The 23,795-nt window shown below is 53.0% G+C and carries 21 protein-coding genes; 1 reads left to right on the plus strand and 20 read right to left on the minus strand.

Annotated features, from left to right (window positions below):
- Positions 1 to 133: 133 nt before the first annotated feature.
- From KNP82_RS02840 to KNP82_RS02850, 3 genes are read right to left on the minus strand one after another with little or no spacing between them, the layout of a single operon-like run.
- Positions 134 to 337 (minus strand): hypothetical protein, encoded by a 204-nt coding sequence (locus KNP82_RS02840; protein WP_021067180.1) that lies wholly within the window; start codon positions 335 to 337, stop codon positions 134 to 136.
- Between the two features lie 41 nt (positions 338 to 378).
- Positions 379 to 1,806, minus strand: coding sequence for a RecQ family ATP-dependent DNA helicase (locus KNP82_RS02845; protein ID WP_029595674.1), 1,428 nt, complete (start codon positions 1,804 to 1,806; stop codon positions 379 to 381).
- A complete protein-coding gene (locus KNP82_RS02850) occupies positions 1,790 to 2,812 on the minus strand; it encodes a YpbB family protein (RefSeq protein WP_021067178.1) in 1,023 nt (340 codons plus the stop codon). The genes KNP82_RS02845 and KNP82_RS02850 overlap by 17 nt, the downstream gene beginning before the upstream one ends.
- 142 nt (positions 2,813 to 2,954) lie before the next feature.
- Between KNP82_RS02850 and KNP82_RS02855 the strand changes: the two genes are divergently transcribed.
- A complete protein-coding gene (locus KNP82_RS02855; protein WP_021067177.1) occupies positions 2,955 to 3,203 on the plus strand; it encodes a ferredoxin in 249 nt (82 codons plus the stop codon).
- Between the two features lie 38 nt (positions 3,204 to 3,241).
- On the opposite strand, the gene KNP82_RS02860 is transcribed toward KNP82_RS02855, so the two are convergent.
- From KNP82_RS02860 to rbfA, 17 genes are all read right to left on the minus strand, one after another.
- The gene (locus KNP82_RS02860) at positions 3,242 to 4,048 is read right to left on the minus strand and encodes a thermonuclease family protein (RefSeq protein ID WP_029595676.1); all 807 of its coding nucleotides are present in this window, start codon (positions 4,046 to 4,048) and stop codon (positions 3,242 to 3,244) included.
- Between the two features lie 82 nt (positions 4,049 to 4,130).
- Positions 4,131 to 5,090: an ABC transporter permease gene (locus KNP82_RS02865; protein ID WP_021067175.1), complete on the minus strand. Its 960-nt coding sequence runs from the start codon at positions 5,088 to 5,090 to the stop codon at positions 4,131 to 4,133.
- Positions 5,087 to 6,151 (minus strand): ABC transporter permease, encoded by a 1,065-nt coding sequence (locus tag KNP82_RS02870; protein WP_021067174.1) that lies wholly within the window; start codon positions 6,149 to 6,151, stop codon positions 5,087 to 5,089. The genes KNP82_RS02865 and KNP82_RS02870 overlap by 4 nt, the downstream gene beginning before the upstream one ends.
- Positions 6,148 to 7,674 (minus strand): ABC transporter ATP-binding protein, encoded by a 1,527-nt coding sequence (locus tag KNP82_RS02875; protein WP_021067173.1) that lies wholly within the window; start codon positions 7,672 to 7,674, stop codon positions 6,148 to 6,150. The genes KNP82_RS02870 and KNP82_RS02875 overlap by 4 nt, the downstream gene beginning before the upstream one ends.
- A gap of 61 nt (positions 7,675 to 7,735) precedes the next feature.
- Positions 7,736 to 8,821 (minus strand): BMP family lipoprotein, encoded by a 1,086-nt coding sequence (locus tag KNP82_RS02880; protein ID WP_214755819.1) that lies wholly within the window; start codon positions 8,819 to 8,821, stop codon positions 7,736 to 7,738.
- 128 nt (positions 8,822 to 8,949) lie between these two features.
- Complete coding sequence (locus KNP82_RS02885) at positions 8,950 to 9,669, minus strand: GntR family transcriptional regulator (protein ID WP_021067171.1); 720 nt, start codon at positions 9,667 to 9,669, stop codon at positions 8,950 to 8,952.
- A gap of 401 nt (positions 9,670 to 10,070) precedes the next feature.
- Complete coding sequence (locus KNP82_RS02890; protein WP_214826978.1) at positions 10,071 to 12,248, minus strand: DNA translocase FtsK; 2,178 nt, start codon at positions 12,246 to 12,248, stop codon at positions 10,071 to 10,073.
- Between the two features lie 62 nt (positions 12,249 to 12,310).
- Entirely contained in the window at positions 12,311 to 13,978 is a 1,668-nt protein-coding gene (locus tag KNP82_RS02895) for a ribonuclease J (RefSeq protein ID WP_021067169.1), read from the minus strand.
- 95 nt (positions 13,979 to 14,073) lie between these two features.
- Positions 14,074 to 14,727: a M15 family metallopeptidase gene (locus KNP82_RS02900; RefSeq protein WP_029595678.1), complete on the minus strand. Its 654-nt coding sequence runs from the start codon at positions 14,725 to 14,727 to the stop codon at positions 14,074 to 14,076.
- The gene (locus tag KNP82_RS02905) at positions 14,724 to 15,977 is read right to left on the minus strand and encodes a lipid II:glycine glycyltransferase FemX (protein ID WP_029595679.1); all 1,254 of its coding nucleotides are present in this window, start codon (positions 15,975 to 15,977) and stop codon (positions 14,724 to 14,726) included. Before KNP82_RS02905 ends, KNP82_RS02900 begins: the two co-directional genes overlap by 4 nt.
- 3 nt (positions 15,978 to 15,980) lie before the next feature.
- Positions 15,981 to 17,441: a UDP-N-acetylmuramoyl-L-alanyl-D-glutamate--2,6-diaminopimelate ligase gene (locus tag KNP82_RS02910; protein ID WP_029595680.1), complete on the minus strand. Its 1,461-nt coding sequence runs from the start codon at positions 17,439 to 17,441 to the stop codon at positions 15,981 to 15,983.
- 83 nt (positions 17,442 to 17,524) lie between these two features.
- Positions 17,525 to 18,742, minus strand: coding sequence for a M16 family metallopeptidase (locus KNP82_RS02915; protein WP_029595681.1), 1,218 nt, complete (start codon positions 18,740 to 18,742; stop codon positions 17,525 to 17,527).
- 50 nt (positions 18,743 to 18,792) lie between these two features.
- Positions 18,793 to 21,009, minus strand: coding sequence for a polyribonucleotide nucleotidyltransferase (gene pnp, locus KNP82_RS02920; protein WP_021067164.1), 2,217 nt, complete (start codon positions 21,007 to 21,009; stop codon positions 18,793 to 18,795).
- 132 nt (positions 21,010 to 21,141) lie between these two features.
- On the minus strand, positions 21,142 to 21,411 hold the full coding sequence (gene rpsO, locus KNP82_RS02925) for a 30S ribosomal protein S15 (protein WP_015881433.1): 270 nt from the start codon (positions 21,409 to 21,411) through the stop codon (positions 21,142 to 21,144).
- A 124-nt stretch (positions 21,412 to 21,535) separates the two neighbouring features.
- On the minus strand, positions 21,536 to 22,462 hold the full coding sequence (locus KNP82_RS02930) for a bifunctional riboflavin kinase/FAD synthetase (protein ID WP_021067163.1): 927 nt from the start codon (positions 22,460 to 22,462) through the stop codon (positions 21,536 to 21,538).
- Positions 22,463 to 22,477: 15 nt separating this feature from the next.
- On the minus strand, positions 22,478 to 23,386 hold the full coding sequence (gene truB, locus KNP82_RS02935) for a tRNA pseudouridine(55) synthase TruB (RefSeq protein ID WP_214755814.1): 909 nt from the start codon (positions 23,384 to 23,386) through the stop codon (positions 22,478 to 22,480).
- Positions 23,387 to 23,434: 48 nt separating this feature from the next.
- Positions 23,435 to 23,785, minus strand: a complete 351-nt coding sequence (rbfA, locus tag KNP82_RS02940; RefSeq protein WP_021067161.1) for a 30S ribosome-binding factor RbfA — start codon at positions 23,783 to 23,785, stop codon at positions 23,435 to 23,437.
- Positions 23,786 to 23,795 lie beyond the last annotated feature (10 nt).

A 23,795-nucleotide genomic window follows, 5' to 3' on the forward strand; every position in this document is an offset into this window, starting at 1 on the left:
CTTTCAGTATAGACCCATCTGTACGGCTTTACCTGTTTTATTGTGCAAATCTTGTGAGAAATTGGTGAGATTGTGCATATTCACACCTCGGGCATGAAATCATAAAAAAAATACGACGTTCTCGTCGTATTGTTTAGAAAAAGATGTCGTGACGACCTATATATAAAAATACAAGAATAATGGCAAACATCGTCAGTGTCAGCATCATGGCGAGCGGTCGCTTCAGCCAGTTGTCGTTCAATTTCTCTTTTCGCTCATGCTCTTGCCGTTCAGCGCGAGATGGCAACGTGTCCACCACTTTTTCACGAAGTGAGTCCGCTTGGTTCCGATGTCGCAACGTGTGCCCTCCTTTACCTTTTTTATCATTTTACTATGATATCAATCAAAGGAAAAGATACGAGCCAACCGATGTTTCCAATCTGTCACATTTTTAGACACAAGTTGCTCCGACGGCGGGAACACGATTTCGCCGCAGATGTCACAACAATCGCTTTGCTTGACCGGTTGCTCCGAGAAATAATTTAACAAATAATCGCGCCGACACGTCTTGATGAGGGCATAGTCCATCATCTGTCCGAGTTGACGATACCGGGCCCGCTTTCTATCTTTTACCCAATCCACCGCCTCGGCAAGCGTCCGCTCGGCAAGCATCTGATTCAACAGTCCCCAAACCGGATCTTCCTCGTTCAAGCGCAATAAACGTGGCAACTGGGCCAGGCTCGTGCCATTGTCTCGTTCAAAATAGGCGAGACGGATATCTTTGTCTTTCGGATATTGCTGGTCGATCAAAAACTGTTGAATCCGCTCATCCCCTTCGGCGTATAGCAAGACCGCGAAAGCCGGCTCGCCGTCACGCCCAGCCCGACCAATCTCTTGCATGTACGCCTCGAGCGTGGCCGGGATTTGATAATGAATGACGGAACGGACGTTATCTTTATTGACACCCATCCCGAACGCACTCGTACAAACCATGATGGCGACTTCGTCACGTAAAAATTGTGACTGTACAAGGCGCCGGTCCTCGGTCGACATGCCACCGTGATAAAACAAGGCGTCATCGAGATGGAGGGCGAGCGCTTCGGCCTCACGCCGTGTCGCTGTATAGATGACGGCCGGTTTCGGCACGTCGTGGACGAGTTCGCTCAGACGGCGCATCTTATCTTCTGACCCGAGACGTTCCACGATGAGGCGAATCTCGGGACGGTTCGCCGAGTGGACGAACTGCGCCGGCGAGAAGAGCGCCAGTTTCTCGACAATATCTCGTTTCACCGTCTCCGGTGCGGTCGCCGTGACAGCCATGCACTGCGGACTGCCGAGCTGCTTGCGCAGTTCACCTAGGCGCGCATACTCCGGGCGGAACTCATGGCCCCACTGCGAGATACAGTGCGCCTCGTCAACGACGAGCATTTGAATCTTTGTGCGCGCCAGCGCCCGTGTCACATGGGGCACGGCAAGTTGCTCCGGCGATAAATACAAGAAGCGGTACCGTTTCAAATGGTTTAAAATCTCTTGCTTCTCTTCGAGCGTCTCCATCGACGTCAATCGGGCAACCCCACGTTCGCCGCGCTCGCGGATATGGAGCATCTGGTCCTCGATCAGTGACAAGAGCGGCGAGACGATAATCGTCAAGCCGTCGTTCTTGATATAGGACGGGAGTTGGAACGTCAATGACTTCCCGGCCCCGGTCGGCATGATGGCGAGCACGTCTTGTCCATCAGCGACCGCATCGATCACCTCGCGCTGTCCCGGACGGAAACTGTCATAACCGAACACCCGCTTCAACGTCTTCTCAAACAAATGTCTCACCTCGTTTCAATCGTGCGAACACCAATCGGATTTGATAATAACTGATCCCGTCGATTTGTTCAAAAATCGGTTTGAGCGCCCAGCTCGATTCGTCACGCAGTTGCTCGACTTGCTTGATTTGCTCGAGCGGAACAAATTGATCGAGCGGAAATTCGTCTAAATACATCGCCATCTCGACGACGTGGTCTTCAATCGTACTAGTGCGCAACCGCCGCTGTGACTGGACTTGTTGGAACGATCGACCAGCCAAGAACTGTTCATACGACCCTCGCGCCGATAAGGTCATCCGTTCACTCGATAAGCCGTGGGCGAATCCTAACAGTTTCGCATCTCGCGGCAATTTCCAGAGGAGCGCATTCCACCCGGCCAAGAAGTAGAGCCGGGCCGTCCGTGCATCGACGTCGAGGAGGGCCGCGATTTGTTCATACGTATACCCGGTCTCGAACGCTCCCGTGAACCTATAAACGACGGCGGTCGCATAAGGGTCGCCGATGTCTTCAAGCGCCGTCTCGAGCTCGTGATGGAAACTTTGAATCAACGGTCGCCATTCGCGTTCGGTCCGCACGATTTGTTTGACCCAACGTTCGGCCAGACGATCGGCCTGGACCGGATAAAACGTCCGCTCATGCTCGAGCGACATGAACGTCTGCACGAACAGGCTGAGCCGTTTCCATGTCATCGTCGTATAGTCCCGGTACTCGCCGCCGAGACGGTCGAACAAGTCGCTGACGGCCTCGGGCGAAGCGAGCATGGACCCGGCTTCGGTCAAGGTAAAACTCGAGCGGTTGAGCCAACCTCGCTTCTCGAACGAGGCGAGCAGTTTCTCATAGTCGTACTTCGTGTAGGGGAACAAGCCAAAAATCGGTTCCAAATCATAAAAAAAGGCATCTTGCAGCGTCGTCGCCGATCGTTTCCCGTTCAACACATGAAACAAACTGCGCTCGCTACGTTCACCTTTCAAGCGTTGGATGGATAGTAATAACACCCCGTCCGCTAAATGAACCATCGTTCCACCTCCTTGTTAAAATTATGCTTCCAAAACGTTATTCGTTTCCTCATTGAAATATTTGGGTATGTAGACTACAATTACTCATAGTCAGTAGAAAATCATTTCTATGCAGAGAGACGAAACGTATGGAGGGTTACAAATGGCAAAATTTACGATTGTTGATAAAGATACATGTATCGCATGTGGGGCCTGCGGAGCAGCTGCCCCAGACATCTTCGACTATGATGACGAAGGCCTCGCGTTCAACTTGATGGACGACAACACGGGTACGATTGAAGTCCCGGATGAGTTGTATGAGGACTTGATGGACGCCTTCGAGGGCTGCCCGACCGACTCAATCAAAGTCGCAGACGAATCATTCGACGGCGACGCACTCAAGTACGAATAAGGGAGACATGTGTGCCATCTCGGCGCACATGTCTTTTTTTAACGTGTCGCTTTGCGGAAACCGGCCTCCCGCGCCTCTTTCTCTGTACAGAACATCTCTTCCGGGATCGTGCGCTCATAGCTCGCCCCGCCCGGAACGTGATAAATCTTCTCTCCGTCCCGATTGATATTCCCTTTAATGTCACATCCATCCGTGTCTCGTTTCGGCTGGGCCGGCTCGGTCGCCTCGTAGTCGAACCCGTTGCCGGTCACATAATCCTCGAGACTCCAAATCCCGAGCAATTCCTGACGCGCGGCCTGTTCGACGTCCCGGAACGCATCGATGTGTTGCGTGTTCGGCGCGTATACATAGGCGACGCGCGCCAGACCGCGACGTAACAATTCCTCGTTCAGCATCGCATCATCGTACCAGACGTAGGCGAGTGTCCGTTGATAGCGATCGTAGCGCCCGACGTCATACTCCAGTGTGATCGTATCCCCTTCTGGTAGCCAACGCTCGACGAATGATTTTGCATCTTCTCCGAACGGTTGTACCGGCAACGTCGGATGACTCGTCTCTGGCGTATCGACGAGCAAGAGGCGAATCGATTCCGTCGCCCCGTTCTCAAACTCGACTTTGAGCGTATCCCCGTCGATGACGCGGTCGAGCGTGACCGTCTCAGTCTTGCCGAGCGGCCGTGCGACTTGTTGCGTGACCGACGCCGACGGAAAGTCGGCCTCGAGTTCGACGAGCGACTCCGGCGGGTCGATTTGTTCAGCGAACCAGTCATCGACTGAGCAGCCTGCGAGCGAGATGCTCAGCACGACGGCAATCAGCAGTTGCCACCATTTTTTCAATTGTCTCACCTCTACACCAGTATAACAAAAAAGGTTGTTTGACTTAAGCGTCAAACAACCTTGGTGAAATGGACATTTGTCCTTTTGGTGATTAGCGTTTCCCTTTAATATATGGGATACCGACTGATTTCGGTGCATCCGCACGTCCGACGACACCCGCGAGGGCAAGAATCGTAAGCGCATACGGTGCAATCAAGAGCAACACTTGCGGCACGTTGCTGATGACCGGCAAGTTACTGCCGATGATCGACAACGCTTGGGCGAAACCGAAGAAGAGGCCGGCTCCGAGCGCGCCGAGCGGGTTCCACTTCCCGAAGATCATGGCGGCGATGGCCAAGAAGCCTTGACCGACAATCGTCGTCCCACTGAAGTTCGTCGTGACCGTGACGGCGTAGACCGCACCGGCGAGACCGCCGAACGCACCTGAGAGCATGACGCCCATGAAGCGCATTTTCGTGACGTTGATTCCCATCGTGTCAGCTGCCATCGGGTGTTCCCCGACCGAGCGGAGACGAAGGCCGAACGGCGTCTTGAAGATGACGAACCAGACGACGAACGCGAGCGCGATGGCGATGAACGACGTGTACTGGACGTTGATGAAGAACATACGAAGCACCGGGATATCCGATAAAATCGGCACGTTCTCTTTCGCAATCCGAAACTCGATGAAATCGGTTTGTCCTTTGTTGTAGAGGACACGGACGACGAAGATGGCGAGACCGATCGCAAGCATGTTGATCGCGACCCCGAGCACCGTTTGGTCAGCACGCCAAAGGATGGCCGGCACTGCCAAGAAAAGTGAGAAGAGTGCGCCGACGACCATGGCGACCAAGAGCGAGATCCAAGGACTGAGACCACCAAGCCCCATCTCCGTCAACGTGAGCGTCGTGATGATTCCCGTGGCGGCACCGATGACCATGATGCCTTCCAAGGCGATGTTGACGACACCCGAACGTTCACTGAAAATGCCGCCGAGCGCCGCGATGATGAGTGGAGTCGCATAGGCCAACGCGACCGGAACGACGATATAGAGGACTTCTAAGAAGCTCATTTTTTCTCCACTCCTTTCTTACGATTTCCTTTGAATTTGTCAATCACGTAGTTGAACGCATAACCAGACGCCACGAAGATGACGATGGCGGCGATGATGACTTTGACGAGCTCGGACGGAATGTTGGCGCCGAGCTGCATCGCGAGTCCACCGATATTGAGTCCGGCGAACAAGATGGCTGCCAAGACGACACCGATGGCTGTGTTCGCACCGAGAAGAGCGACGGCAATCCCATCGAATCCGACTCCAGTGAACGAAGCACTGAGCGTCATCCCGTTGAACGTACCAAGACCTTCCATCGCTCCAGCGAGTCCAGCGAACATACCCGAGATGACGAACGATAGGATGATGTTGCGATTGACACTCATCCCTGCGTATTGCGACGCGTGTTTGTTGAAGCCGACGGCCCGAAGCTCATAGCCGAGCGTCGTCCGTTGCAAGATGTAGTAATAGACGATCGCCGCGAGCACAGCGATGAGGACACCCCAGTGTAAGCGTGAGAACTGCGTCATTTCTTGAAGCCATGGCGACGCGAGCGACGCCGACTCGTTGATTGACTCGGTCCGTTCGTTCGTTACGCCGATGACGCTACGCAAGATCGCGTTCGTCGTGTACAAGGCGATATAGTTCATCATGATCGATGTGATAACTTCATGGACGTGGAACTTGGCTTTCAAAAAACCAGGGACGAACGCCCAGAGCGCTGCCGCGAACATAGCCGCGAGAAGCGCGAGCGGAAGGTGGATGAACATCGGTAAATCAAAGTTGATTCCGACGTAAACGGCTGCCACCCAACCGATTAACACTTGACCTTCGACCCCGATGTTGAAGAGACCGGTCCGGAACGCGAACGCGACCGCTAAACCTGAGAAGATGAGCGGCGCTGCGGCACGAAGTGTTTCTCCGATTGCATATGGGCTTCCGACCATACCTTCGAACAATGACGAGAACCCTTGAATCGGGTCATAACCGCCGATCAGCATGACGATTGCCCCAACGAGAAGTCCCATCAAAATCGACAAGAGCGGGATGAGCAGTCGATTGAATCCTAACTTATTCATACTGTTTCTTCTCCTCTCTTACCGCCGGCCATCAAGAAGCCGAGTTCTTGCTCGGTCGTTTCTTTCGGATCACGAATCCCGACAATCTTACCTTCATATAAGACGGCGACTCGGTCCGCGACGTGTAAAATCTCTTCGAGTTCGAACGAGATTAAGAGGACGGCGCGTCCTTTCTCACGTTCTTTGATGAGCTGTTCATGAATGAACTCGATTGCACCGACGTCAAGTCCACGCGTCGGTTGGGCCGCAATCAACAAGTCAGGTGACCGGTCGACTTCACGGGCGATAATCGCTTTCTGCTGGTTACCACCTGATAAGGCACGGGCTGGCACATCGACCGATGGAGTTCGGACGTCAAACTTCTCAATCAACGCCTTCGCTTTCTCAGCCACAGCTTTATAGTTCATCAAACCACGCTTCGAGAACGGCTCTTTGTAATACGTTTGGAGGACCATGTTGTCCCGAATCGAATAGTCGAGGACGAGTCCGTGTTTATGACGGTCTTGCGGGATATGACCGACGCCAGATTCCGTCACTTTACGTGGCGTGAACCCAGTCACGTCTTTCCCATTCAACAATACTTTTCCAGACTCCGGTTTCTTCAAGCCTGAGATAGCTTCAATCAACTCGGTCTGTCCGTTTCCATCAATCCCGGCGATTCCAAGAATCTCTCCTGAACGAATCTGTAAATCCAAGCCGTCGACGGCTTCAAGCCCGCGACTGTCTTTGACGACGAGTTTTTGCACGTCGAGGACGACTTGCTGTGGATCTGCCTTGGAATATTCCGCATCAAAGTTAACTTCACGCCCGACCATCATTTCAGCCAAACGGTCTTCATTGACCGTCTCATCGATATCGACGGTGCCGATATAACGTCCGCGACGGATAACCGTACAGCGGTCGGCCACTTGCATGATCTCTTTCAGTTTATGCGTGATCAAGATGATCGATTTACCTTCTTCGATCAAACGCTTCATGATTTGAATGAGTTCTTGAATCTCTTGTGGCGTCAATACAGCGGTTGGCTCGTCAAAAATCAAGATTTCAGCGCCGCGATAGAGCGTCTTCAAAATTTCGACACGTTGTTGCATCCCGACCGAGATGTCCTCGATTTTAGCGTCCGGATCAATGCGGAGACCGTATTGTTCCGAGATCTCCATAACTTTTTTACGCGCCGTGGCCCGGTCGACCGTCAATCCACTCTTCGGCTCTGAGCCGAGGATGATGTTCTCGGTCACCGTGAACTTCTCGACGAGCATGAAGTGTTGGTGTACCATACCGATCCCAAGGTCGTTGGCGATGTTCGGATTCTCAATGTTCACTTTCTCCCCACGCACGCGGATCTCCCCGCCTTCCGGCTGATAAAGACCGAACAGGACGTTCATGAGCGTCGATTTTCCGGCACCATTCTCGCCGAGCAACGCATGAATCTCTCCTTTACGCAATTGGAGGGTGATATTGTCGTTGGCAACGAACGTTCCGAACTCTTTGCGAATATTGAGCATTTCAATTACATATTCCAAGAAAGTCCACCCCTAACTTTAAGTAAAGGGAGACCGCATGGGTCCCCCCTAACTCAATGAATTATTTTACTGTTTTCATGAACTCTTCGAACTCAGCGTCAGTCGCTGGAGCCGTGATGTCTCCGTCGATCAACTGTGTGCGGTACTCTTCAACTTTTGTGAGGACGTCAGCTGCAACGTTCTCATCAGATGTTTCAGCAATCCCTACTCCATCGTCTTTCAAAGAGAACTCAACGATTTCGCCTGCAGGGAATTTATCTTCCATTGCAAGTTTCGATACTTCGTAAGTAGCCGTGTCAACACGTTTGACCATTGAAGTAAGCGTTACGTTTTCTGGAAGACCCTCTTCGTATTGGTCACGGTCAACACCGATGACCCATACATCTTCGCCGTTCTTCTTACGGTTTTTCGCTTCTGTGAATACCCCTACCCCAGTACCGCCTGCTGCGTGATACACGATATCAGAACCTGCTCCGTACATACCTGAAGCGATTGCTGTACCTTTTTCAGCTGAGTTGAAGTCTTCAGCGTACTTCACGTCAATTGTTGCATCCGGGTTAACGGCCATGACGCCAGCTTTATAACCGTTCTCGAACTTCTTGATCAAGTCAGACTCAACGCCACCGACGAATCCAACTTTGTCAGTTTTCGTAGTGAGACCAGCGACAACACCGACGAGGAACGAACCTTCTTGCTCTTTGAACGTGATCGATGCGACGTTCGGTGCATCAACGACCATGTCGACGATTGCGAAGTTGTTGTCTGGGAACTGCTCAGCAACTTTTTGGATGTCTTCGCCCATCAAGAAGCCGATTCCGTAAATCAAGTTGAAATTATCGCGTGCCAATTGTTGCAAGTTAGGCTGATAATCCGCTTGTTTTGAAGATTGAAGATATTTGAAGCCTTCGTTCTCAGTCAAGTTGTTGTCTTTCCCGAACTTCGTAAGACCTTCCCAAGCTGATTGGTTGAACGATTTATCATCGACACCGCCAGTATCGGTTACCATTGCTACTTTGAAGTCGCTGCCTTCGCCGCCGCCTTCGCCGTTTGAAGCACCTTCATTGTCATCCCCGCCACATGCTGCGAGCACTGTTGAGAGTGTGAGACCTGCTGCTAAAGCTGAGAGAATCGTTTTTTTCTTGTTCATCGTCGTGTTTCCCCTTTCGGATCATAACAATTAAGGTTGTCATGTCATCAGTAGTCTTTACACCGGTATAAGAAAGCGCTTTCACGCTGTTCCCCAAAAATAACCGTTTCCGGATAAAACGAACGTGCTTAGACGCGTTTGCGAACGACGTGGAAGTCGAAGCGGTCCGCTCGGAAAAAGTTCGCCGAATCGAGCAGCGGTAAGTCGCTCTCATCGTAATGCAATTGCTTTAATGCCAGTAACGGTTGGTCCGTTTGAAGTTGCGTCGAGATTTCCGCGTTCACACTCGGTTCGATGTGCGTGATCGCATAAGCGACCCGACGTCCTACCTCTTGTTCGAGCGCATCAAACAACGACTTACCTTCCGTCAACGCTTTAGGATTCGAGACGAGGTGGGCCGGAATTTTATCGACACAGTATACAACTGGTGTCTCGTCTGCATAACGAATCCGCACGATCCGATAAATCGGCGAGTTCGGTTCGATTTTCAGACGCTCAGCTTCTCTCTCGGTCGCTAGAACCTTTTCGGCCACCAATACTTTCGTTCCTGGTGTCATCTTGGCGCGCATGATCATGTCCGTGACACTGAACAGTTCTTCAATCCCTGAAGTGAACGGGGGTTTTGAACTGATAAATGTTCCGACGCCATGTTTCCGCACGACAAATTTCTCGTCTTCGAGGATACGAAGGGCTTCCCGGAGTGTCGCTCGACTGACTCCTAGTTGCTTCGACAACTCGAACTCTGAAGGAAGTTTCTCTCCTTCACGATAGACACCATCGTCGATATCTTGCTTGATTTTCTCAATCACGCGAAGATAGAGCAAGCGATGATCGAGCTTGATCGACATGGGCCTCACCACCTTTACCTATTCTAACCAGTGCTCAGACATCTGACGTATGAATGTCCTTGCCAATACTAAGTATAGGGATTCGAGAATTAGAACGCAATACTTTTTGTTCGGAATCAGGGAAATATTTTAAAGTGAAGGGATTATGTATACCTCTTAGTCTATAATACCTGTTGTGAAGCCGTTTGAAAAGAAAACGTAAAATGTAAACGGTATTAAAAAATGAAAGCGGTTCAACGATTTTAGTAGTATGTCTTAATGTCTCGAATAGGTCAGATGTGCTATATTAGTTCGTCTCAACATGACGTCGACCTCGATCATCACGTTTGAACAGGATTATCTGAAATTATATAAAAAACGAACGATTAGGATTTTTTATACCTAATCGTTCGTTTTAATGTTTAACCCTCTGGTTGGTTAATGAGCACTTTCCGCGGCTTTGAGCCTTCTGACGGCCCGACATATCCAGCCTGTTCGAGCGAATCGATCAATCGGGCGGCTCGATTATAACCGATGCGGAATCTTCGTTGAATCATCGAAGTGGAAGTCGTCTCTTGCGTCAAGATGAATTGAACGACTTCTTCAAACAATGAATCGTCCGAGTCGATCGTCGTGACTTCCTCTTCTTTCGGCATCATCGCCTCGACATACTGGGCCCGTTGTTGGGCGATGACGTGATTGACGACCGTCTCGACTTCTTGATCCGAGACGAACGCACCTTGGACACGAATCGGTTTGTTCATCCCGTTGGCGAGCATGAGCATGTCACCCCGTCCGAGCAGCTTTTCCGCACCGCCGCCGTCAAGAATCGTCCGGGAATCCGTTTGCGACGAGACCGCGAACGCGATCCGTGACGGGATGTTCGCTTTGATGACACCGGTGATGACATCGACCGATGGACGCTGCGTGGCAAGTACCATATGAATGCCGGCTGCCCGAGCCATCTGGGCGAGACGCATAATCGCGTCCTCGACGTCGTTCGAGGCGACCATCATCAAGTCGGCGAGCTCATCGACGATGACGACGATGAACGGCAGACGCTTCGCGTCCTCGTCATCCGACTTATCGACGAGTTCGTTATAGCCTTCGATGTTCCGGACTCCGTAGCGGCTGAACAGCTCATAGCGCCGCTCCATCTCGGCGACGACTTGTTTGAGCGCTTGGGCCGCTTTCTTCGGATCCGTCACGACCGGCGTCAATAAGTGTGGGACACCGTTATAGACGTTCAACTCGACCATTTTCGGGTCAATCATCATGAGCCGGACCTCATCAGGACGCGTCCGCATCAAGAGCGACACGATCATTCCGTTGATGCAGACCGATTTCCCCGAACCAGTCGAACCGGCGACGAGCAAATGCGGCATCTTGTTCAAGGCGATCGTCACCGTCTCACCGCTGATGCTGCGGCCCAATGCGACGAGGAGCGGCGACTGTTCCCGCTTGACCGGATCGGCCTCGAGCACTTCACGGAGACAGACCGGGGCCACTTCCTGGTTCGGCACTTCAATCCCGATGGCTGCTTTGCCCGGGATCGGTGCCTCGATGCGGATATCTTTCGCCGCGAGCGCGAGGGCAAGATCGTCACTGAGCGAGGTGATGCGGCTCACTTTGACCCCGATATCCGGTTGCAGTTCATATTTCGTCACGGTGGGCCCGAGATGAATCTTCAATACTTTCACGCCGACGCCGAACGATTTGAGCGTTTGGACGAGTTTTGTCGCATTCGCTTTCAAGCGGGCGTTCTCGCCGGACAAATCGGTCACGACCGGTTCACTGAGAATGGTGAACGTCGGAAGCTCATACGTATCCGATACATCCTGTGACGCCGTCATCATCATATCCTCGGTCGGCAGGTCGGCCACTTCTTCCGACGGGGCCGACTCCTCCGTTTTCGGACGTTTCTCGGCGACGACTTTCTCGCTGAACCCGACGATTGGGATATCATGCATCGTCACCGCATCCGCCTCAGGCTCCGCTTCGGCAGGTGTCGATTCCACGACCTTCGCCGGGGCCGGGACAGCCTTCTGACGCTTCACAGGGGCCGGTTTGACCCGTTCCCGGTCGTGCCACTCTTGTTTGATGGCCGTGCCCGTCTCAAGCAGCCGCGAACCCATCGTCCGCCAAATCGTTGGCGACAACAGGGAAATCCCGACAATCATGCAGAGGGCGCCTAAAAAGACAATCCCGAAGTCAGAGAGCAAGTATTGATTGAGTCGATAGAGCGCCCCGTTGACCTCGCCTCGTTCGGCCCCCCATACCAAGTCCCCGAACATGAGAAACGACGTGAACAACAATAGAATCCCGGTCCGTTGCATCGGACGAAACTCATTTAAGAAGACGAGCAACGTGAACGCGATTGCCAAATACGTCAGTGCCCCCCAGCCCCCGAACAACGTCGTCGCGAGAAGCGACGTCTGATTGCCGACCCATCCGAAATCGAACAGGGAAAAGATGAAGGCCGTAATCGACAGGACGAAGGCGATCCAGCCATATGTACGCAGTGGGATGGGCTGTTTTTTCGCACGTCTCGTCGTCGGTCGCTTCCGCTTCACCGGAGTTTTTCTCGTTTTTTGTGCCACCTTAGATTCCTCCTAAAAAAACAAGGCAAAAGTCTGATGACTTTTGCCTTAATCTCAATTCTTTAAATCTCCATGATGATCGGCAAGATCATCGGACGACGTTTCGTCTGCTCGTACAAATAGACGCTGAGCCGTTCGCGGATATTTGATTTCAACTCGGTCCAATCACTTCCAGCTTGGAGACTCTTCTCAATCTGTTTCGTGACGATGCGGTTCGCTTCTGAAATCATCTCTTCCGATTCACGCATATAGACGAATCCACGCGAGATGAGTTCAGGTCCTGAAATCAATTTCTTCTGTTTCCGGTTCAACGTGACGACACAGAGAACGACACCGTCTTGCGACAAGAGACGACGGTCACGGAGCACGATATTCCCGACGTCCCCGACACCGATTCCATCGATTAAGACGTTTCCAGCCGGCACTTTGCGGCTCATCCGGGCTTTGCGGCCCGTGAACTCAACGACATCTCCTTTTTCAACGATGAAGATGTTGTTCGACTTCACACCGACTTGCTCGGCGAGTTTCGAGTGGGCCATCTGCATCCGGTACTCCCCGTGAATCGGGAGGAAGTACTTCGGTTTGACGAGGTTCAACATGAGCTTGAGCTCTTCGGCCGAACCGTGTCCAGAGACGTGTACTTTGCGTTGGTTATAAATGACGTTGGCGCCTGAGCGGAAGAGCAGGTCAATCGTCTTCGAGACGGACTTCTCGTTCCCCGGAATCGGCGTCGCCGCGATGACGACCGTATCGTTCAGGCGGATGTTCACTTGTTTATGGGCGTTGCGCGCCATGCGCGTCAAGGCCGCCATCGGCTCACCTTGCGAACCAGTCGTCAAGATGACGACTTTGTTGTCAGGCAAGCGATTCACTTGTGAAAGCTCGACGAGTGTCTTCGGCTTGAAGCGCAAGTAGTTCAGCTTCTGGGCCACTTCGACGATATTGACCATGCTGCGGCCGACGACGGCCACTTTACGGTCGTTCGCTTCGGCTGCCGCGAACACTTGTTGCAGACGGTGCACGTTCGAGGCGAATGACGCGACGATGACGCGGCCTTCGGCTTGATAGATGACGTCGTTCAACTCGGCGCCGACGAGCGATTCCGAACCGGTTTGACCCGGACGTTCCGCGTTCGTCGAATCCGACAAGAGGCAAAGGACGCCCCGTTGGCCAATGGCCGCCAACTTGTTGAAGTCTGACTGTTTCCCATCGACCGGTGTGTAGTCAAACTTGAAGTCGCCCGTGTGAACGATGGCGCCTTGTGACGTTTGGATACAGACCCCGACACAATCCGGGATCGAGTGGTTGACGCGGAAGAAAGTGATGAAATGATCAGCGATAGTCAATTTCGTTTTGGCGTCAATCAATCGGAGGTCGACTTCTTTCAATAAGCCAGCCTCTTTCAATTTGAGCTCGATTAAACCGAGCGTCAATTTCGTCCCATATACGGGAACGTGTTTCAAATCACGGAGTACGTAGCTGAGTCCACCGATATGGTCTTCGTGACCGTGTGTGATGAAAATCGCGCGTACCCGATCTTTATTTTCTTTCAAATACGTAATGTCCGGGATGACGATATCAATCCCGAGCATCTCATCGCCTGGGAACATAAGGCCGGCATCGATGACGAAGATGTCGTCGTCTAGTTCCACGACGTACATGTTCTTCCCGATTTCGCCTACGCCTCCAAGCGCAAAGACGCTAACGTTCTCTGTCTTCTTCTTTGACACTAACAAAAACCTCCTAGATGTTGCATATTCTGTTTCGTCCACTTATCGCTACTGAATATTGTATCGGAAAACTGCTGATATGCCAACATTTCCGTTCAATCGACGAGAGGTTTCATCACATCGGCAAGCGGCATCGTCGCTTTGTCATCCGGACGTTTCCCGGAAGCGAGCTGACGAATCGACAAACCGAAGTCCATTTGTAAGTGTGGGTAATCCGGAAAACTTCTCCAATCCCCGCCCCATTCGAAGCCGAGCGCCTTGCCGAGCTCCCCTAGTTCTTGCCAATCCGGTTCATCCGACCGATTGTGGTCCGACTCCAAATCATAGTCGGCGCGGTTGTTGTGAATGATGACGAAGTCGACGGCAAGGCCATAGTTATGGTAGCTCTCACCTGCTTTGGCGTTCGTCACGACTTGACCTGGTTTCGAGCGACCTTGGGCGTACAGGGCGTTCTGCTCATCGGCTGAACGGTATCCTGACGTCAGGCGAACCTCGAGACCGAGGCACGAATAGGCTAGCCGCACGAACGATTCACTCCGCTCCCGTACGTGCGGATGCAGTTTGGCGAACGCCTTCTCGCTACGCTCGACGATGACCGCTTCCGAGCGCGAGTTGCGCTCACACATCCCCGACTCGAACGTCGGTTCATCGACCCATGGCATCGGCCCCGGACGTGACAACGTATACGCTAAAAAGATTCCGACTAAAAAAGCCGTCATCGCGAACGTCAAGACGCCGGTCCATTTCATCGGCGCAACCGTTTACGGAGTCCTTTGACGAGCGGTAATCCTGTTTCAAGGGCGAAATAGAGCGGACGATTCAAGACGAGATCGAACTCGCCAACCTTCTCGATCATATCGCTACCCCAACCTGATTTGAACGCATACAGACCCGCATACTCATCATCGGCGTCGGTTCTGCCCGATACGCCACCGAAATCATAGCGTTCGGCCCCGCTCGCCTTGGCCGCTTGCATCATCGTCCATTGCATGAGGTGGTTCGGCATGAAGTCACGGAACTCGTTCGAAGACGCACCGTACAAGTAATACGAGCGTCGGCCGGCTAACGTCAACAGACCGCCCGATAAGACGAGCCCGTTCGGGTACTTGTCGTGCAACTCGTTCAGTTCCGGCAACGCAGCTTTAATCTTTTCAATCTGTTCGCCCGTCTGCTTTTGACGGTTCAACAGACTTGTCCGTTTCTTCTCGACCGTCTCCGTCTCGAGGGAACGTTCAATCTTGCCGAGGTCACGTTCGGCTTTTTCGAGCGTGGCCATCTGTTGGTCGAGCGCGAGCTTCGGTTCGAGTTTCGTCAAGAACAGACGCGCGTCCCCTGGCTGCAGGCAATCGTATAAGTTCTCGAAGTAATCAAGGCCGCGGATGGCAAAGCCGTCCCGCTCGCCTGTCACTTTCATCAACTCCGCGAACGTCTGGAGACCATCGCGACCGACTTCCGTGCAGACGATTCCTTTTCGTTCTGCCAAACGCACGTTATAGCGGAATTTATGATGGAACTTGCCAAAAATCTCTTTCTCGCTCGGACGCAAGTCCGTCTCCATCGTGAACCGAGGCTGGGCGTAATCGAACCCGCCGCCGTATCCTTTATGGTTAAAACCGAGGCTAGCCATTTCCGTCAACAGGCCTGGCACTTCGTCTCGGTCGATATTTGGATCGATTTTCACGGTGATCGCTTTATTCGCTTTGGCGACCCGTTTCGCTTCTTCGGTCAACGCGGTCAACGAAGCCACATCGTCATAGTCGACGACGAAACCGCGCGGCGCGTAGCAAAGCGTGAACGGAAGTTTAGGTACGCGTTTGAACAAGAGTAACGCGACCCCGCTCGTCACACCATTGGTCGCGACGGCGATCCGCTCGGCGAACCAGCCGTTTTGTCGTTTGACGTTGGCCCAACTTGAGAGTTGAAGCAAATCCCCACGGTCATGTGTTTTGACGAACTCGTCATGCTCTTTTTCTGTCAAGGTGATCGGTTGTACTGCCATAAATCATGATTCCTCCGTCTTCAAAATTGTCGCTCGGACGATCGCTTCTTCATCTAGCGGAATTTTCTCATTGCCAATGATTTGATATTTCTCATGTCCTTTGCCGGCCAGGACGACGATGTTATCGGACTCGGCCAATTTGGCCGCGTAGCGGACCGCCTCTTCGCGGTCCCCGATCTCAACGAAATTGTCGTGGGTCATCCCGGCAGCGATGCCGCTCGTGATTGAGTCGTAGGCTTCAAAGCGTGGATCGTCCGTCGTGATGACGACCGTTCCCGCATACTTCGAGGCCATCTCTCCCATCGTCGGTCGCTTCGTAACGTCACGATTTCCGCCTGTCCCGATTAAGAATACAATCTTCTCTTTCGGCACGCCGACGAGCGACTTCAAGCATTGCTCGATGCCGTCGGGCGTGTGGGCGTAATCCGCATAGACGTTATAGCCCGGCACATCGAGGCGTTGCATCCGCCCTTTGGCCGGATGGATCGCTTCGAGCGCCTGGACGATTTCGGGCAAGCGATAGCCTGCCGCGAGCAGGCAACCTGTCGCGAGCAAGATGTTATACACGTTGAAGCGGCCGATGAATTGAACCGTCAACGGATGGCGTTCGCCTTGATAGTTGAGGCAAAAGCTCGTCTCTGACAGCGTCTGAACGATATCTGATGCCGTCACGTCTGCCATCGCGTCAATCGCATAAGTAATTACTCGCGCCCCTGTCATCGTCTCATACAGCTTGCTGTACGGGTCGTCTGCGTTCAGTACGGCGACCTTGTGACGTGACGCCATCTGTCCGAGCTGTGCGAACAGTAGGCCTTTCGCTCGCGCATAGTTCTCGAACGTACCGTGGAAATCGAGATGGTCGTGCGTCAAGTTCGTGAATCCGACGATATCAAAGTCCGTCCCGATGACACGGCCGAGTTCGAGTCCGTGCGATGACACTTCCATCATCACATCGGTCACGCCTTCTGCGTGCATCCGGGCGAGCAACTGTTGTAGCTCCGAGCTTTGCGGTGTCGTATTTTTACTTGGGACGATCGTATCGTTAATGCGGACCTCGACCGTGCCGATCAATCCGGTGCTATGACCGAGCTCGGTGAGGACGTCGCGCAAAATCGTCGTTGTCGTCGTCTTGCCGTTCGTCCCCGTGATCCCGAACAGACGCATCTGTTCAGACGGATACTGATAGAACGCCGACGCTAAGAGGCCGACCGATCGTGTGCTGTCGCGCACGATTAAGTTCGGTACGCTTAACGAGAGCGGACGCTCGCTGACGACGGCTACGGCCCCTTTGCTGACCGCCAATTCGGCATAGTCATGGCCGTCGACCGTATAGCCTTTGATGGCGACGAACAGCGTCCCAGGGACGACTTCTCTCGAGTCGGTCGTCACATGGGTCACTGGGATGGCTTGTAAGTTTGGTTGATTAATCAATTGAATGTGTTTAGCTAAATCCGTTAAGTTCAAGTCTTTCCCTTCTTTCACCTGTTCCTGTCCAAAGTAAAGAATACCTCTTAATCAGTGTAGAGAACTTACAATTCGGTTTCAAGTCAGTCTTCGGACGGAAGGACATAAGATTTGGCAGGGGCGTGGCTGAGCACCTCTCTGATTAAGGCGTTGACACCATGCACATCGATGCGATCGATTTTATCGAGCACCTCGTTCAAGTCCTCGACATCGTCGAGCAGGACGAGGTTTCGACCGTTTCGGTTCATGCGGGCACTCGTACTCTCATTCCCGAGGACGAGCGAGCCTTTCAATTGGCGCTTGCCTTTCTCGACTTCCTCGTCGGACAATCCGTCCGCGATCAACGTCTCGAGTTCGCGCGTCATAATCGTCTCGACTTGGGCGAGCGTATCCGGAGATGTCCCGATATAGATGGTGAACGTCCCGTGGTCATCGAACGTCGTGTAGTACGAGTAAATCGAGTATGCCAGCCCCTCTTCTTCTCGAATCGACTGGAAAAGACGTGATGACATCGTGGCCCCGATGGCATTGTTCATCAAGGCCAAATGCGGCAGACGGTCATCTTTGGCGGCAATCGCCTCAAAGTTCCAACAGAGGTGTGCTTGCTCTGTCTCTTTCTGTTTTTTCATCACGTCACTGTATAAAATCGGAGTCGTCGATTCTTTCGGAGATTCCCCTGATGGGAGGTCGGCAAACCTTGTCTTGACCGCCTCAATCAATTCATCGGTCACATGCCCGGCGATTGAAACGACGACACGATTGCCCGTGTACGTCGAAGCGACGTAACGGAGCAGTTGGTCCCGCGATAGGCTGAGGACGCTCGCTTCCGTCCCGAGAATCGGTTCGGCAAGGATGTCGTCCTTATAGACGGCTTTCGCGAGCAGCTCGTGGACGAGGTCTTCCGGTGTGTCCTCATACATTTTAATTTCTTCTAAGACGACCCGCTTCTCTTTCTCGAGCTCCGTCTCATCAAATAACGAGTCGAACAGCATGTCGGCGAGCGCATCGAACGCGATGACCGCGTGCTCGTCAAGCGTCTTCACGTAATAGCACGTATGATCTTTCGACGTGAACGCGTTGACGCTACCCCCGAGCTCATCGAAGAACGACGCGATTTCTTTTGCCGTTCGCGTCTTCGTCCCTTTAAATAACATATGTTCAATCAAATGGCTGATGCCAATCTCGGTCATGTCTTCGGTCCGAGTTCCGGCTTTGATAAAGACACCGGTCGACGTGCTACGGACATCCGCCATCGGCTCAATCACGATGCGGACTCCGTTGTCTAATGTGATCCATTCCATGTTATCACTCCTATGAAAAAGGCCATCGCACCAGACGATGGCCATCATGATTAGTTTGTCGAGCGTGGCGGACGACGGTCTCCGTCACGACGCGGCGGACGGCTGTCACGTGGTGGACGGCTTTCGCGCTGCGCTTTACGTTTTGCTTCGTATGCTTCACGTTCTTCCGGTGATAATCCTTCAAGGATGAGCACTTTGTGTGAGGCATTGACTCGGCCTTTGTCGTCAATCTCCGTCACACGGACTTTGATTGTATCGCCGAGTTTAACGACGTCTTCCACGTTCGCGACACGCTCTAAGCTGAACTCAGAGACGTGGACGAGCGCGTCTTTCCCTTTGAACAATTCGACGAACGCGCCGAACTTCTCGATGCGGCGGACCGTTGCATCGAACTCTTCGCCGACGACGACTTCACGGACGATGTCGCCGATGAGGGCCATCGCCATATCGATGCCATCTTGATCGGTCGACGCGATGAAGACCGTTCCGTCTTGCTCGATATCGATTTTGACGCCCGTTTGGTCGATGATGCTGTTAATCATCTTCCCGCCCGGTCCAATCACATCGCGGATCTTATCCGGATTGATCGTCATCGTCACGATTTTCGGTGCATACTTCGACAACTGCGGACGCGGTGCGTCGAGCGTTTCAAGCATATGATTCAAGATGTGGAGACGGCCTGAACGTGCTTGTTCGAGTGCCTCTTCCAAAATCTCACGCGTGATTCCGGCGATTTTGATATCCATTTGGAGCGCCGTGATCCCGTCTTTCGTTCCAGCGACTTTGAAGTCCATGTCACCGAGGTGATCTTCGAGTCCTTGGATGTCCGTGAGAACCGTGTAATGTTCGCCTTCCATGATGAGACCCATCGCAATCCCGGCAACCGGTGCCTTAATTGGAACCCCTGCATCCATGAGAGCGAGTGTCGAGCCACAGATTGACGCCTGTGAACTTGAACCGTTCGACTCGAGTACTTCCGAGACGAGACGAATCGTGTACGGGAAGTCGGCTTCTTTCGGGATGACCGGGAGCAACGCACGTTCTCCGAGAGCACCGTGACCAATTTCACGACGACCTGGCGCACGCACCGGACGAGCTTCTCCGACCGAGAACGGCGGGAAGTTGTAATGGTGCATGAAGCGCTTGTTCTCTTCGAGACCGATGCCGTCGATGATTTGAGCATCTCCGATGACGCCGAGTGTCGCCACCGACATGACTTGTGTTTGTCCACGTGTGAACAATCCAACGCCGTGGGCGCGTGGCAATAAGCCCGTTTCCGACGCAAGTGGACGGATGACTTCCGGGCGACGACCGTCCGGACGAACTTTATCGACCGTGATGAGACGGCGAACTTCATCTTTGACAAATTTGTTCAAGATGCCAGACACTTCTTTCAACTTGGCCGGCTCGTCGACGAGGCGCTCTTCGTAGATGGCGACGTACTTGGCAATCACTTCGTTGATTGCTGCATCACGCGCATGCTTCTCTTCGACTTGAACCGCAGCGTTGATTTCTGGACGAGCTGCTTCGAGCTCAGCCGTCAAGGCGTCATCAAATTTCGACACCGTGTATTCGAACTTCGGTTTCCCGACAGCTTCGACGATTTCCGTTTGGAAAGCGACCAATTTCTTGATTTCTTCATGACCGAACAAGATTGACTCGAGCATGACGTCTTCCGGTACTTCGTTGGCGCCTGCTTCAACCATGTTGATTGCAGTTGCCGTTCCGGCGACTTGGAGTTCGAGGTCTGTCTGTTCGAGCTGAGCCGTCGTCGGGTTGACGACGAACTCACCGTTGACGCGTCCGACTGTCGCACCGGCGATCGGGCCATCAAACGGGATGTCTGAAATCGAGAGTGCGATTGACGTTCCGAGCATACCGGCCATCTCAGCTGGGCAGTCCGGGTCGTTCGACATGACGTAAATCATCACTTGGATATCATGACGGAAGCCATCCGGGAAAAGCGGACGGATCGGACGGTCGATGAGGCGCGATGTCAAAATCGCGTTCTCCCCAGGACGACCTTCCCGACGGAGGAAACCTCCTGGAATTTTACCGACCGAGTATAATTTTTCTTCATAGTTGACCGTGAGCGGGAAGAAATCTAAATCCTTCGGCGCTTTCGATGCTGTGACCGTGGCGAGCACGACCGTGTCCCCATAACGGACGAGTGCCGAGCCGTTTGCTTGTTTCGCAAGTTGCCCGACTTCTACAGACAGCGGACGCCCGCCCCATTCTGTAGAAAATACTTGTTTCGTACCTAACATGAACATTCTCCTCTCAAACCTTATCTAGTTTATTATGTAACTCATTCATATGAATGTCTAATGATTTTCCTCCTAAAAAAGAAGAAACGGACTAGGAACAAGTGTCCCAGCCCGTCACATGGTCCGTTCGGATTAACGACGGAGACCAAGGCGTTGAATCAATTCACGGTAACGTGTAACGTCCTTGTTACGAAGGTACGTAAGCAAGTTACGGCGACGTCCAACCATTTTCAAAAGACCGCGACGTGAGTGGTGGTCTTTCTTGTGTGTACGAAGATGATCGTTTAAAGTGTTGATTTGTTCAGTCAATACTGCAACTTGAACTTCCGGTGAACCAGTGTCACCTTGTTTTGTCGCGTATTCCGCGATGATTTCGTTCTTACGTTCTTTTGAGAGTGCCATAGCCTCTCCACCTCCATTTAATAGAAAATTGCCGCGTTGCCGAGCCGACGTTGGTGAATCGATCAGCCAAGCGAAGCGGTGTACTTTGCGTACCAAAATAGGATACCGTACCACCCATCCAAAGTCAAGACAGGATTGCCCGAGCGGCCGTCTCATCTTGCTTGAGTTGGGCGATGAGCGAGTCGAGTCCGTCGAACGCCCGCTCGTCCCGTAAATAGTGCATCCATTCGATTTCGATCAATTGTCCGTATAAATCTTCCGAGAAGTCGAACAAGTGGCTCTCGATTGAGACGTCACCGGTCGCATAGAACGTCGGCCGCCGACCGACGTTCGTCATCGCGTCGAACGTCCGACCGTCCTGAAGCCGTACACGCGTCGCGTAGACGCCTAGACGCGGCATGACATACGATGCGTCCATGACGACGTTCGCCGTCGGGTAGCCGATCGTCCGGCCTCGGGCGTCACCGTGGATGACTTCCCCGCAGATAACGTACGGCGTACCGAGCAATTCGCTCGCCACATCGACATCACCGGCACCGAGCAACTGACGAATCCGCGTCGACGACACTTTTTCGCCGCCGCTCGTCTGTTCGGCGACGACCGAGGTCGTGAAGCGACCGCGCGCATGATACGGCAGCGTCTCCATCGTCCCCTCGCCGAATTTACCGTACGAGTAGTCAAAACCTGCCGTCACATGGACCGCACCGGCACCAATCAAATAGTCATCCACGAACTGTTGTGGCGACAGGCTCGCCAACTCTTTCGTGAACGTGATGACGATGCACCGTTCGACACCGAGTGCGGCAATCCGGTTCAATTTCCGCTGGAGCGGTGTGATGTAACGGACCGCATCCGGTTTGTTCGATAACACTTGTTTCGGGTGCGGGTCGAACGTGATGACGGTCACGGGCACGTCAAGCTGTTTTGCTTGCGCCTGCGCATGCCGAATCACGGCCTGATGTCCGGTGTGGACGCCGTCAAAAAATCCGAGCACCATGACCGAAGGGACCAGGTCTGGTGTCTCAGGATACGTCAGATGGATTGTTTCCATACTTCAATCTCCCCTTTAGTCGATAGTCAACATGACCTCGACAGTTGCGTCTGTTGTTCCGTCAAGCCGTCGATAGAGGGCAAGTGGAATTCCTTCTTCATTATAGACAGTAAACAGTTCAAATTCGAGCGAGACGTCGTTCAAACGACCTCCGTTTCGAATATACCGTTCTCGATTGGCTGGAATCGTCATGGCCGGCCAACGTTTGATGACCTCTTCGAGCGGGATGAGGTGGTTCATTCGTTCCTCGACCGTTTCGAGGTCGGCCAGTTGCTGCAACGTGACGGCGGCCGTTTCCTCAAACGAACCAGACCGGGTCCGCCGTAAGTCGCTCATATGGGCCGGATAGCCGAGCTGCTCCCCGATTTGAACGGCGAGCGTCCGGATGAACGTCCCTTTGCCACACTCGACGTCGACACGGAAACGGCAGACACCGTCTTCGATGACCGGCTCATTCGTCCGGACGAGGCGATGAATCTCGACGATGCGGCGCGGTCGGTCCACCGTCTGACCTTTTCGGGCGTATTCGTACAATTTCTTACCGTTCACTTTGACAGCAGAGAAGTAAGGCGGGATTTGCTCGATTTTTCCTGTCAGCTTCTCAAGGACACGATCGATGTCCGCAGCGGTGAACACCTCGGGACCGACTTCACGCGTCTCGACCACCTCGCCATGGGCGTCCTCCGTCATCGTCGCTGTTCCGATTGTAATCTCGGCGGCGTACCGTTTGCCTTCATCGGTCAGAAAACGAGACAGCTTTGTCGCCCGTCCGAGGCAAATCGGTAGGACACCGGTCACTTCCGGGTCCAGCGTGCCGGTATGTCCGACTTTTTTCGTTTGGAACAATTTACGGAGCTTGAACACACAGTCGTGGCTCGTCATGCCGCTCTCTTTATCTAAAATCAATACGCCAGTTGGTTCCATCTGAATTCCTCCCATCAAAAAAGGGGAGACGCGAGTCCCCCCTTCAATTTATTGGTCGTTCCGATTTAAGTCACGAATCAATGAATCGATATGGCTACCATATGCGACCGATGAATCGTATTCGAACGACAATTCTGGCGTTTTCCGAAGACGGATGCGGCTCCCGATCTCGCGGCGAATAAATGCGCTCGCCTTATCAAGACCAGCTTGCGTTTCAGCCTTCACCGTGGCGTCGTCTCCGAGCACCGTGTAGTAGGCTGTCGCTTGCTGCAAGTCTCCCGTCACATCAACGCTCGTGATTGTAGCGTTCTTCGTACGTGGGTCGTTGACTTCACGGAGCAAGATATCTGTAATCTCTTTACGCATCTGCTCTGCGACGCGTTGGGCACGAATGTTCATACGTGTTCCC

Source organism: Exiguobacterium sp. s26 (genome assembly GCF_018618235.1).
GTDB classification, from domain to species: domain Bacteria; phylum Bacillota; class Bacilli; order Exiguobacteriales; family Exiguobacteriaceae; genus Exiguobacterium; species Exiguobacterium chiriqhucha.